This is a genomic window from Aurantimonas sp. E1-2-R+4 (assembly GCF_036549515.1).
Classification (GTDB): Bacteria; Pseudomonadota; Alphaproteobacteria; order Rhizobiales; family Rhizobiaceae; genus Aurantimonas; species Aurantimonas coralicida_A.
In genome coordinates, this window is the sequence record NZ_JAZHLK010000006.1 from 80,713 (window position 1) to 93,380 (window position 12,668).

At 64.6% G+C, this 12,668-nt stretch carries 10 protein-coding genes; 5 read left to right on the forward strand and 5 right to left on the reverse strand.

All coding sequences use genetic code 11. From position 1 onward, the window contains the following. Position 1 precedes the first annotated feature (1 nt). The 5 genes from flgF (at position 2) to VQ045_RS04800 (ending at position 7,414) form a co-directional block, all read left to right on the forward strand. Positions 2-727, forward strand: a complete 726-nt coding sequence (gene flgF / locus VQ045_RS04780) for a flagellar basal-body rod protein FlgF (RefSeq protein ID WP_327623916.1) — start codon at positions 2-4, stop codon at positions 725-727. Then, positions 724-2,073 carry a flagellar protein export ATPase FliI gene (gene fliI / locus VQ045_RS04785; RefSeq protein ID WP_327623917.1) on the forward strand — a complete coding sequence of 450 codons (1,350 nt, stop codon included), beginning with the start codon at positions 724-726 and terminating at the stop codon, positions 2,071-2,073. The genes flgF and fliI overlap by 4 nt, the downstream gene beginning before the upstream one ends. 72 nt (positions 2,074-2,145) lie before the next feature. Further along, positions 2,146-2,658 carry a GbsR/MarR family transcriptional regulator gene (locus VQ045_RS04790; RefSeq protein ID WP_331829321.1) on the forward strand — a complete coding sequence of 171 codons (513 nt, stop codon included), beginning with the start codon at positions 2,146-2,148 and terminating at the stop codon, positions 2,656-2,658. Next, positions 2,655-4,202: an efflux RND transporter periplasmic adaptor subunit gene (locus VQ045_RS04795; RefSeq protein WP_331829322.1), complete on the forward strand. Its 1,548-nt coding sequence runs from the start codon at positions 2,655-2,657 to the stop codon at positions 4,200-4,202. Before VQ045_RS04790 ends, VQ045_RS04795 begins: the two co-directional genes overlap by 4 nt. Continuing rightward, positions 4,202-7,414: an efflux RND transporter permease subunit gene (locus VQ045_RS04800; protein ID WP_331829323.1), complete on the forward strand. Its 3,213-nt coding sequence runs from the start codon at positions 4,202-4,204 to the stop codon at positions 7,412-7,414. Before VQ045_RS04795 ends, VQ045_RS04800 begins: the two co-directional genes overlap by 1 nt. Here VQ045_RS04800 and VQ045_RS04805 read toward each other — a convergent pair whose 3' ends face one another. From VQ045_RS04805 to VQ045_RS04825, 5 genes are all read right to left on the reverse strand, one after another. Beyond that, the gene (locus tag VQ045_RS04805) at positions 7,415-8,737 is read right to left on the reverse strand and encodes a TRAP transporter large permease (protein ID WP_331829324.1); all 1,323 of its coding nucleotides are present in this window, start codon (positions 8,735-8,737) and stop codon (positions 7,415-7,417) included. A gap of 4 nt (positions 8,738-8,741) precedes the next feature. Beyond that, positions 8,742-9,293 carry a TRAP transporter small permease gene (locus VQ045_RS04810; protein ID WP_331829325.1) on the reverse strand — a complete coding sequence of 184 codons (552 nt, stop codon included), beginning with the start codon at positions 9,291-9,293 and terminating at the stop codon, positions 8,742-8,744. A gap of 84 nt (positions 9,294-9,377) precedes the next feature. Next, positions 9,378-10,475 (reverse strand): TRAP transporter substrate-binding protein, encoded by a 1,098-nt coding sequence (locus tag VQ045_RS04815; RefSeq protein WP_331829326.1) that lies wholly within the window; start codon positions 10,473-10,475, stop codon positions 9,378-9,380. 206 nt (positions 10,476-10,681) lie between these two features. Continuing rightward, positions 10,682-11,680 carry an ABC transporter substrate-binding protein gene (locus tag VQ045_RS04820; RefSeq protein WP_442879823.1) on the reverse strand — a complete coding sequence of 333 codons (999 nt, stop codon included), beginning with the start codon at positions 11,678-11,680 and terminating at the stop codon, positions 10,682-10,684. 33 nt (positions 11,681-11,713) lie between these two features. Beyond that, on the reverse strand, positions 11,714-12,637 hold the full coding sequence (locus tag VQ045_RS04825; protein ID WP_442872900.1) for an ABC transporter permease: 924 nt from the start codon (positions 12,635-12,637) through the stop codon (positions 11,714-11,716). Between the last annotated feature and the right edge of the window lie 31 nt (positions 12,638-12,668).

Below are 12,668 nucleotides of genomic sequence, written 5' to 3' on the forward strand. Positions count from 1 at the left end.
CTTGCAGACCGCACTTCCCGTCGCCCTGTCCGCGCAACTCGCCCTCGAGAAGCGGCTGGACACGATCGCGCACAATGTCGCCAATGCCCGCACCGCCGGCTTTCGGGCCGAAGAAATCAAGTTCGAGGCGCTGATCTCCCGGGCCGGACCGGACCCTGTCGCCTTCGCCTCCGAGGGCACGACGTATCTGTCGACCCGTGCAGGGGAAATGACCCAAACCGGCAATACGCTCGACATGGCGGTCTCCGGCGATGCGTTCTTCGCCATCCAGGGCCCCAACGGCCCGGTCTATACGCGCGACGGACGAATGCGGATCAGCGCCGAAGGGACGGTCGAAACACTCAACGGCTACCCGATCCTCGACGTTGGTGCCGCACCGTTACAGGTCGATCCGAACGCCGGACCGATCGCGATCGCGCGCGATGGCATGATCACGCAGAACGGCGGCCAGATCGGCGCGGTCGGGCTGTTCGCCATGCCGCGGAACGCCAACCTGACGCGGTTCGAGAACTCCGGCGTCATCCCTGACCAGGCCGCGGTTCCCCTTGTCGACTTCGGCGATGTCGGCGTCATGCAGGGCTTCGTCGAAGGCTCCAACGTCAATCCGGTCCTGGAGATCAGTCGCCTCATCGCCCTGCAGCGCGCTTTCGAAAGTGCCTCCAATCTCGTCCAGACCTCCGAGCGCACGCTCGACGATGCGGTCAAGAATCTCGGTAACATGTCGTGACGGCATTCGCGGAAAGCAGCTACAAGATCCCGCCACTCGAGGAGGAGCGCCTCGCGATCTCGGGACACATCGTCGACGTGTCGCCCCAGGCCTTCAAGGTGGCGGGTCTGTCGCCCTTCGTGCGGCTCGGCGACTGCGTCGCCTGTCCCGGCCCAAACGGTGAGGAAATCGGCGAGGTAGTCCGCATCGAGGCGGACAGCCTGACCATCAAGCCCTTCGGCAGCCGCTTCAACCGTGGAGTCAAGGCGCCCGCAAGGCGGATCGGTCCGCTGACGGTCGCGCCGTCGGAGCGCTGGAAGGGGCGGGTCGTGAACGCGTTCGGCATGCCCTGCGACGGGGCGGGGCCGCTGGCCGCCGGCGACGAGGATCGCCTGGCCGATGCCGCGCCGCCACCGGCGCTGCGACGCGGCCGTGTCGGCGGCTCGGTGCCGACCGGGGTGCATGCGATTGATATCTTTACCCCGCTGGTCAAAGGGCAGCGCATCGGCATCTTCGCCGGCTCCGGCGTCGGCAAGTCGACGCTGATGGGTATGCTGGCGCGCGCGCAAGGCTTCGACACCGTGGTCGTCGCTCTCGTCGGCGAGCGCGGCCGCGAAGTGCGCGAATTTCTCGAAGAGACGATGGGCGGCGACTTGCAAAAGCTCGTCACTGTGGTCGCGACGGGAGACGAGAGCCCGATGATGCGGCGGCTCGCGCCACGCACAGCGACATCGGTCGCCGAGTATTTTCGTGACCGTGGCGAAAACGTCCTGCTCATCGTCGATAGCGTAACCCGCCTCGCCCATGCCGCCCGCGACGTGGCGCTCGCGGCCGGCGAACCACCGGTCGCGCGCGGCTATCCGCCCAGCGTCTTTTCCGAGTTGCCGCGGCTTCTCGAGCGCGCCGGCCCCGGCCTCGATGGCTCCGGGACGATCACCGGCATTTTCTCCGTTCTGGTCGACGGCGACGATCACAATGATCCGATCGCCGACGCCATCCGGGGCACGCTCGACGGCCATATCGTTCTCGACAGGGCGATCGCCGAGCAGGGCCGGTTTCCAGCGGTGGACGTGCTGAAATCGATCTCGCGCCTCGCCGACCGGGTCTGGGACGAGCAGCAGCGCGAGCTCGTCACGCGCCTGCGCAGCATGATCTCGCGATACGAGGACACGCGCGATCTGCGTTTGCTCGGGGGCTATCAGCGCGGCAACGACGAGACCCTGGATCAGGCCGTCGACCTCGTTCCGCATGTTTACGACTATATGATCCAGCACCCCGGAGCCGTCACGAACGTCGAGCCCTTTGCCGAGCTCAGCGCACGGCTGAAGAAGAGCTTTGCCGCCGCGCGGGGGCCGGCCAAGGCGTAACGTTCAGTCGCAACTGAACAATTTCTTCTGTTCAGTCTTGACTGAACGACGGGCCACTCGTATTTGCGATCGATGAATATCGCTATCAATCAAGATCTGGTCTGCGCCTGCCCGCAGGACCTTTGCCGCGCCCGCTTCATCGACCGGATGGGCGATCACCTGGAAGCGGAGGGCATGCCGCGCATCGCCGGACGGCTATTCGGGCTGATGATCCTGGAGCCGGGCGTTGTCAGCTTCAGCGACCTTGCGGCGCGGCTCTGTGTCAGCCGGGCCTCGATCTCGACCAATGCCCGCCTGCTCGAAAGCAAGGGGCTCATCGTCAAGGTTCAGGTCGAGGGGGAGCGGCAGGATTTCTTCCGTCTCGCCGACCGGCCCTACGTCAACATGATCCGCGGCGTGGCCCATCGGATGGAAGAGACGCAAGCCAGCATCATCGCGGCGGAGGCCGACCTGTCGCCCGACGCGACAGCCGAGCGTCAGCGCCTCGAGCAGGCCCGCGCGTTTTTCGAAACCGCTGTCGCCTCGCTCAATGACCTCGCGGCCAAGCTGTGCCAGCTCGATGAAGAAGGGCGGGGCAAGCAATGAATCCGCACGACACAGGTCCCTCCCCCGTCGCTGAATCGGAGCCGGCGCCGAAGGAGCGCAAGTCACGCGCCGGCTGGCTGGCGGCTTTATTTGTCCTCGCCCTCGTCGGCTGGATGGGCTCGGGCTATTATTATCCCGACCAGGATCAAGCTGTCGAAGCGACGAAATCCAAGACCCGCGAACCCTTCAAGGTCGAGGCATTCGCCTCCCGCGCCAAGCCGGTGGTGGAGTTCGTCGCAGCGGAGGGTCAGGTTCTACCTGACCGCACGACGCCGGTTCGCGCTAAAGTGGGCGGCACGGTCGAGGCCATCGCGGTCAAGAAAGGCGACTTTCTCGAGGAAGGCGCGCTGATCGCCAAGATCGCCCTCGCCGACCGCGAGGCGCAGCGCATCCAGGCCGAGGCCGAACTTGCCCGCCGCCAGGGCGAATTCGACCGCGTGTCGGGGTTGGCCAAGCGCGGCTATACGACTGCGGCCCAGGTGGAGGAAGCGCAGGCCGAGTTGGCCAAGGCGCGAGCGTCGCTGGCCGCGATCGAAAAGACCACCGGCGACACCGAGATCCGCGCGCCGATCACCGGCACTCTCGACCGGTTCGATCTGGATCTCGGCGAGTTCGTTGCCGCGAGCGCGGAGGTCGGCATCCAGATCGACAACGATCCGCTGACTGTCGATGTCGAGATCGCCCAGCAAAATGTCGCGCGCGTGCGTACCGGACAGTCCGCCTCGGTGACCTTCATCACCGGGGAAACCCGTCAGGGCACTGTCCGCTATATCGCCGCGAACGCCAGTTCCGCTACCCGAACCTTCCCGGTCGAGATCACCGTGCCCAATCCCAAACGCGACATTCCCGCCGGCATCTCGGCGCAGGTGCGTATTCCCGTCGGGGAGGTCCCCGCGCATTTCCTGTCCGCGGCCGTTCTGGCACTCGGGTCGGACGGCACGCTCGGCGTCAAGGCCGTCAATGCCGAGAACAAGGTCACCTTCCACCCGATCGAACTCGTTCGCGCGGAAACGACCGGGCTATGGGTCGCCGGACTTCCCGAGACTCTGCGGATCATTACCGTCGGCCAGGGTTTTGTTTCCGAAGGTGAAGACGTCCGCGTGATCGAGGCAAAACCCGGTGACGCGCGCGGTGAGCCGTCGAATCCGGCGATCACGCCTCCCGAAGCCGAGTCTGTGGCGGCGGGCGACGGCATTCTGGACAATGTGCCGACAGCCGAGGGTCCGGAGACAGCGACTGGAAGCGTGCGCACGGCCACTTCTCCTTCGACGCAAAACACAGTTGAGACTGCGGCACTGACCGAGCCGTCCGATCCGAGCGACCCAAAAGCCAGGCGCCCCGGCGAAGAACCGTCGATCCAGCTCTTGCAAAGACGGCTTCGCAGCTTGGGCTACGAACCGGGACCGATCGACGGCCTGCTGGGGGACGCGACCCGCGAAGCGATCAAGAAGTTCCAGCGCGACAATGATCTCGACGTCACCGGTGAGATCACGGCAACACTGGCGAGCGCCCTGTTCGCGACGGACACGGCCGGGGGGCGCTGATGAACGCCCTCATCGAAGCGGGCTTCGACCGCTCGCGCACCGTTCTGCTCATCCTCGCACTGATCCTCGTCGCCGGAGTTATCGGCTACCAGGCCATCCCGAAGGAATCCTCCCCCGACATCCCGATCCCGGTGATGTACGTGACTGCCACACTGGAGGGCATCTCGCCGGAGGACAGCGAGCGGCTTCTGGTCAGGCCCCTGGAGACTGAGCTGTCGTCACTGTCGGGCCTCGACGAAATGGAATCCCACGCCGCGGAAGGCTACGCTTCCGTGCAGCTGAAATTCGAGGCGGGCTTCGACGCGGACGAAGCCCTGACCGACGTCAAGGATGCCGTCGATCGGGCGAAGCCGAACCTTCCCGCCGAAGTCGATGAGCCGAAGGTCAACGAGGTCAACACCTCGCTTTTTCCGATTCTAACCGTGGTTCTGTCCGGACCGATCCCCGAGCGCTCGCTGGTCAATATCGCCAATGCCCTCAGCGACGACCTCGAAGCGCTGTCGGGCGTCCTCGAAGTCGATATCGGCGGCGACCGCGACGAGCTGATGGAAGTGCTGATCGAGCCGACGGTCTTCGAGACCTACAATTTGTCCTTCGACGAACTGGTCAGCCAAATCAGCCGCAACAACCGCCTGATCGCGGCCGGAGCCCTCGACACCGGCGCAGGCCGGATCGTCCTCAAGGTGCCCGGTCTGATCGAGGACATTCGCGACGTGCTGGACATGCCGGTCAAGGTCGACGGCTCCACCGTGCTGACCTTCAAGGATGTCGCCATCGCGCGGCGGACCTTCGAGGATCCCGACGGCTTCGCGCGGATCGACGGCGAACCCTCGCTCGCGCTCGAAATCAAGAAGCGGTCCGGAGCCAACATCATCGAAACGGTCGACGCCGTCCGCGCGGTCGTCGACCGGCACAAGGCGACTTGGCCGGACACGGTCGGCGTCGAGTATCTGCAGGACGAGTCCGCGCAGGTGAAAACGATGCTCGGCGATCTCGAGAACAACGTTATCTCGGCGATCATCCTCGTCATGATCGTGATTGTCGCGACGCTGGGCCTTCGCAGCTCCATTCTCGTCGGGCTGTCGATTCCCGGCTCGTTCCTTGCCGGGATCACGATCCTGTGGGCGTTCGGCTTCACGATGAACATCGTCGTCCTGTTTTCGCTGATCCTGGTGGTCGGCATGCTCGTCGATGGCGCGATCGTGACGACGGAACTTGCCGACCGCAGGCTTCTGGAAGGCGCCTCGCCGCGCGATGCCTATCGACATGCGGCGCAGCGGATGGCCTGGCCGATCATCGCCTCGACCGTAACGACCCTCGTCGTGTTCACGCCGCTGCTGTTTTGGCCGGGCCTTGTCGGCGAGTTCATGAAGTTCCTTCCGCTCACCGTGCTGATCACGCTGACGGCGTCGCTGTTCATGGCGCTTGTGTTCATTCCGGTTCTCGGCGGGCTGATCGGCAAGGCGCAGCCGATGCCGGCAAAGCAGCGGCGCGAATTGGAGGCGGCGGAGAACGGCGATCTGTCGCTGATCGGAGGGCTCACGGGCGTTTATCTGCGCATCCTGCGGAGCGCCGTCAAAGGTCCATTTGCCACATTGGTCATCGCCTTGACGCTGCTCGTCGGCGCTATTTACGGCTTTTCCCAATACGGCAAGGGCGTCGAATTCTTCCCCGCGATCGAGCCGGAATTCGCGCAGGTCCAGATCCGCGCCCGGGACAATTTCTCGATCTTCGAAAAGGACGCACTCGTGCGCCGGGTCGAGGAGCGCCTGCTTGGCATGGACGAGGTCGAGACCGTCTATGCCCGCACACTTGGCGAAAGCGGCTCGCGTCAGCTCGGAGCCGACGTCATCGGCACGATACAGCTGGAACTGGATGAATGGGACACCCGGCGCAAGGCGGTGCTGATCTTCGACGACATTCGAGCGCGCGTGGCCGACATTCCCGGCATCACCATCCAGGTTCAGCAGGAGCAGAACGGTCCGGCCGGTGGCAAGCCGATCAACGTCAAGCTGCGCGGATCCGATCTGAATTCCCTGGCCAATGGCGTCGTCACGCTCAGGGGCCTGATGGAGGACATCGGCGGATTCGAGAACGTCACCGATACGCGTTCGCCGCCGGGCGTCGAATGGCAGTTGCAGGTGAACCGCGAGGAAGCCGCGCGCTACGGCGCCGACGTGTCGCTTCTCGGCCAGGCAGTGCGGCTTCTGACCGCCGGCATCGAGGTCTCGGACTACAGGCCCGACGATGCGGGCGGCGACGGCGAAGTGCCGATCCGCGTCCGCTTTCCGGCGGGCGACCGGACTCTGGAACGGCTGGAGGGGCTGCGTATTCCGACGGCGCGTGGGCTGGTGCCGATCCGCAATTTCGTCTCCTTCCAGCCAGCACCGAAGGTCGGCACGATCATCCGGATCGACCAACGCCGCGTCATGGCGGTGGAAGCGGATGTCGCGAAAGGCGTTCTCGCCAACGACCAGATCGTCAAACTGCGTGCCGCGCTCGACAAGGCCGATCTTCCCGCCGGGGTCGACTACAGTTTCGGCGGCGAGGCCAAGGACCAGGCCGAAGCGGCCACTTTCCTCACGGGAGCGGCCTCGGCGGCGATCTTCCTGATGTTCGTCGTCCTGGTCACCCAGTTCAACTCGATCTACCAGGCGTTCCTGGTGATGAGCGCAATCGTGTTCTCGACGGCGGGCGTCTTCTACGGCCTGCTGATCACCGGCAGGCCCTTTGGCATCGTCATGGGCGGCATCGGCGTAATCGCGCTCGCTGGCATCGTCGTCAATAATAACATCGTCCTGATCGACACCTACAACGTGTTGCGCAGATCGGGTCAGCCGCCGCTGGAGGCGATCCTGCGCACCGGCGCGCAACGCCTGCGCCCGGTATTTCTCACCTCGGTCACCACCGTTCTCGGGCTCGTGCCGATGGTTGTCGGCGCCAATATCGACTTCATCCGCCGCCAGATCCAGTTCGGTGCCCCCTCCACGCAATGGTGGACGGAACTGTCCAGCGCCATCGCGGGCGGCCTCACCTTCGCGACCATCCTAACACTGGTGCTGACCCCCGCCCTGTTGATGCTCGGCGAAAGCATTACCGCGTGGGAAAAGCGGCGGCGCGGCCTCGATGCGCCGAGTCCGCTGCGCGGCGATCCGCTGGCCGGCCACGGGTCTTTCGAGCCGCGACCGGACGCCACGGCTCCGGCCGAGTAATCAGTAGAGCCAGCGCACCATCACCAGCGTGATCGCCGGAAACATCGTCAGGATGATCGTCCTGACGATGTCGGCGGCGACGAAGGGCGCAGCCCCCTGAAACGTCCGGATCATCGGCACGTCCTTGGCCATCGAGTTGATGACGAAGAGGTTCAGCCCGACGGGCGGCGTGATCAGCCCCACCTCGACGACGATCAGGATGAGGATGCCGAACCAGATGGCGAATTCGTCCGGCGGCAGGCCGAAGTCGAGACCAGTGACGATCGGAAAGAAGATCGGCACGGTGAGGAGGATCATCGACAGCGAATCCATGACGCAGCCGAAGATGAGATAGGTCAAAAGGATGATCGTCATCACCAGCCAGGGCGAGAGCCCCTGTCCCACTACCCAGGCGGCCGATTCCTGCGGCAACTGGCTGAGGGCGAGGAACGAATTATAGACGCCGGCACCCAGAATGATGAAGAAAATCATTGCAGTAGAGACGGCTGTTTCCACAAAACTTTCAGATAAGGCTTCCCTCGTCAGCCCGCCATTGAGGAAGGCGATGAGGCCGGTTCCCGCCGCGCCTACCGCAGCGCCCTCGGTCGGCGTGAACCAGCCGAAATAGATGCCGAAGACGACCAGTAAAAAGACGATGAGCACCGGCCAGACGTCCCGGGTCAGGCGCAGCCGCTCGCCCCGAGACGCCTTCGCCCGCGTGCCGCCGGAATTGGGCTTCAGCCGAACATAGATCGCGATGGTGATCATGTAGCCGATCATCGCCAGCAAGCCGGGGATGAAGGCGGCGAGAAACAGCTTGGCGATGTTCTGCTCGGTCAGGATCGCATAGATCACCAGAATGACCGAGGGCGGGATCAGGATGCCGAGGGTGCCGCCGGCGGCGAGCGTCCCGGTGGCCAGGCCGCCATCGTAGCCGTAGCGCTTGAGTTCGGGCAGCGCGACCTTGCCCATGGTCGCGGCGGTGGCGATCGACGAGCCGCAAATCGCGCCGAACCCGGCGCAGGCGCCGATCGCTGCCATGGCGACGCCGCCCTTGCGATGACCCAGCCAGGCATTGGCGGCGCCGAACAGCGATTGCGACATGCCGCCCTTGGCGGCGAACTGGCCCATCAGCAGGAACAGCGGAATGATCGACAGCGAGTAGCTCGAAAAAGTGGTGAAGGTCAGCGATTTCAACTGTGCGAGGATTGGCGTCGGCCGGCCGAGGACGAGCCAGTTGCCGACGAAGCCGCAAACCAGCATGGCCAGCCCGATCGGCATCCGCAGGAAGATGAGCACCAAGAGAACGGGGAAGGACAGCAGCGCGAGTTCGAGATTGGACAAGGGGTTACGCTCGGGTCTTCTGGAGAAGAATCAAGCATACGTGCACCGAGCGCCACACGGTCACGAGGCAGGCGAGCAGGAAGACCGCGGCGCCGACAAGCGAGAGCGCATAGCCCCACCAGACCGGAATCGCCAGAATGAAGCTCTCCTCTCCCGTCCGCATCTTGTCCTGGAGCCCGGCCAGAAGCCGCCAGAGAATGATGGCGGAGGCGCCGGTCATCAGCGCATTGCCCGCGAGGTCGGTGATCGCAACGCCGCGCCGCCCCATCGCTCCGGCGAAGAGATCCACCGTCACGTGGCCGCGCTTCAACTGGCACAGAGGCAGAAAGAGAAACACCGCGACGCCGGACGCGATCTCGACCATTTCGAAATCGCCGGGCACGGGTCCGAAGCCGAAACCGAGAGTGAGAAGCGCTCGCCCCGCGATCGAAACGCAGGTCAAAACGATGATGAAGACGAGGCAGAAGCCGCCGGCATAGGCGAGCAGCGTCGCCGCCGCGTCGACGCCGCGGCCAAGGCGGCCGGACCCGTCGTCAAATCCTGCGGCATCGCTCAAAACCGGTTCACCATTGCATGCGGGATAAATCGTCCAGACGAGGCGCGGCGGCGCATACTCTGTCGCACCGCCGACCCAATGGTCCTATTTCTTTTCGGGCTCAGCGGCAGTATCCGGCTCAGCGGCCGCCGGGGTGGCCGTAGCCGCGCCCGCGCCCGCCGCACCTTCTCCGGTGTATTGGTCGATCAGCGCCTCGGCGTCGTCGAGAAGCTGCTGACGCCCCTCCCCTTGCGCCACCCACTCCGCGATAACCGCCTGCGAGGCGTCCTTGAAGCGCGCGGTCTCGGCCTCGTCGAGGGTAACGACGGTATTGCCGGCATCGCGCGCCTTTGCCTCGCCGACCTTATCGCTGGCCTGCATCGCCTTGCCGGCCATTTCCGCCAACTTCATCCCGGAATTGTCGTCGATGATGGCCTTCAAATCGTCGGGCAGGTTTTCGTAGCTGTCCTTGTTCATGACGATGGCGAAGGTCTGGGTGTACATGCCGTTGTCGCCGGAAAAGCCGGTGTGGTTTTTCACCAGTTCGGCGATCCGCAACGGCAGCGTCACCTCCCAGGGGATCGTCGCGCCGTCGATCACGCCCTTGGAGAGCGATTCAGGAACCGCGGGCACCGGCATGCCGACCGGCGTCGCGCCGAGTTTTTCCAGAAGCTGGTTGATGATCCGCGAGCCTCCGCGAATCTTCATGCTGTTCAGGTCCTCCAGCTTGTTGATCGTCTCCTTGGTGTGAAACAGCCCCGGCCCATGGGTATGAACGGCGAGAAGGTGGACGTCCTCGAATTCGTCCATCGCGTTCTTTTCCACGAACGCTTGGAACGCCTTCGAGGTCGAGACCGCATCGGTCATGATGAAGGGCAGTTCGAAGGTCTCGGACTTCGGAAAGCGGCCCGGCGTATAGCCCAGCACCGTCCAGATGACGTCGGCGACGCCGTCCCGCGCTTGATCGAAGAGTTCGGGCGGCGAGCCGCCGAGCTGCATCGAGGGATAGAACTCGACCTTGATTCGCCCGTCGGATTCCGCCTCTACCTTTTCGGCCCACGGCTTCAGCACCTTGTCCGGAATGGTGGCCTGCGCCGGCAGGAACTGATGCACCCGCAGGGTCACCTCTTGCGCGAGCGTGGCACCCATCATGGCGGCAAGCGCGGCACCCGCGAGCGACAGCCTGGTCAATGTTTTCAGCATGCGATCCTCCCAGGTCGGGCCCTGGGACCCCAACCAATTCCTGCGGCGGACATAGCAGCCGTAAGGTCGGCACTCGTCAACCCCGACCGAGAGGTCGTGCGGCGCTGACCGTGCCCTTGAGCTTTCAAAGCGCATTGCCCGCACGCCATGAAAAAAGGCCGGAGCAACGCCCCGGCCTTCGTTAAATGAAGGGGCCTGCTGCGCCCTTACTGCAAGTCCTTCATCTTGTCGGTCACGACGCTCGACCAGGCGCCTTCCGGTTGCTTGGTGATGACCGGGTCCGAGCCGCCGCCCATCAGCACCTCGACCGTCGTGTCGGCGGAGGCTGTGTCGAGTGTGCCGTCCGAGCCGTCGACCAGCTTGTTGATCTCGCCGACCATGCGCTTCTGGTGCTCTTCAGTCTGGGCGCCGGTCATGTCGTTGTCGAGCACGATTCCCGCCGCTTCGTCAGGGTTCTCGGCGGCGTATTCCCAGCCCTTCATCGAGGCTTTGACGAAACGCGCGAGCTTGTCGACCATCGCCGGATCGTTCAGCGATTCCTCGAGCACGTAGAGTCCATCCTCCAGTGTCGCGACGCCCTGGTCCTCGTATTTGAACACCGTCAGCTCGCCTTCCGGGATGCCGGCGTCGATCACCTGCCAATATTCGTTGTAGGTCATCGTTGAGATGCAGTCGGCCTGCTTCTGGATCAGCGGGTCGACGTTGAAGCCCTGCTTGATGACGGTGACGCCGTCCGCGCCGCCCTCGGTGGACAGGCCGAGCTTCGACATCCAGGACAGGAACGGATATTCGTTGCCGGAGAACCAGACGCCGAGGGTCTTGCCCTTGAAATCCTCCGGCTTTTCGATGCCGGTCTCCTTGCGGCAGGTCAGCTCCATGCCCGACTTCTTGAACGGCTGGGCGATATTGACGAGCGGCAGCCCCTTCTCGCGGGCCGCCAGCGCCGCCGGCATCCAGTCGACGATGACGTCGGCGCCGCCGCCGGCGATCACCTGCTCGGGCGCGATATCCGGGCCGCCGGGCTTGATCGTCACGTCGAGACCGGCCTCTTCGTAGAAGCCCTTTTCCTTGGCGACATAATAGCCGGCGAACTGGCCCTGGGTCACCCATTTGAGTTGCAGCGTCAGCGCGTCCTGCGCCATCGTCGGTCCGGTGAAACCGAGACCCGCGAGCGCCACCACCGCACCTGCCAGAAGCTTCCTCATCTGCATTCTCCCTTTGTTGCTTTATGTTGCCGCCTACCCCTTGCGGTAGGACGGATGCCAGAAGGTCGCGGCCCGCTCGGCGACGGAGAGCAGGCCGTAGGTCAGCGAGCCAGCGAGCGCGGCGACCGCGATCTCGGCCCAGACCATGTCGGTGTTCATGCGGCCGATCTCGGCCGAAATGCGAAAGCCCATGCCGACGATCGGCGTGCCGAAGAATTCCGCCACGATCGCGCCGATCAGCGCCAGCGTCGAGTTGATCTTCAGGGCATTGAAGATGAAAGGCAACGCCGCCGGCAGGCGCAGCTTGACGAGGCTCTGAGACGAACTCGCCCCGTAGGTGCGCATCAGGTCGCGCTCCATGGCGCCTGCGGCATTAAGGCCGGCGACGGTGTTCACCAGCATCGGGAAGAAGGTCATGATGACGACCACGGCGGCCTTCGACGGCCAGTCGAAGCCGAACCACATCACCATGATCGGCGCGACGCCGACGATCGGCAGCGCCGAGACCAGATTGCCGATCGGTAGCAGGCCGCGCTTGAGGAAGGGGGAGCGGTCGATCAGCACCGCGACGAGAAAGCCCGAACCACAGCCGAGCACATAGCCGGCGACCACCGCCTTCAAATAGGTCTGGGCGAAGTCCGCCCACAGGATCGACAAGGAATTCGCGATCCTGATGCCGATGCCCGACGGCGCCGGCAACAGCACGCTCGGCACGGCGAGCCCACGCACGATGAACTCCCACAGGAACAACAGCGTCACGCCGAATATCAGCGGAATGAGGATGCCGAGAACCGCACGCCCGGCGCGGCCCGCCGGCTCCAGCGCGGCGAGGTTGACGGTCAAGCGCCAGGAAAACAGCCAGAATGCCGCGATGACGGCGGCCAGCGTCAGCCCGCGCTGACCCGATTCCAGCAACGCCAGCGCGGCGAGTGCCGAGGCGCAGGAAAACACCGCCATCAGGGCTGCCGCGGCCGGCCCGGAACTGCCG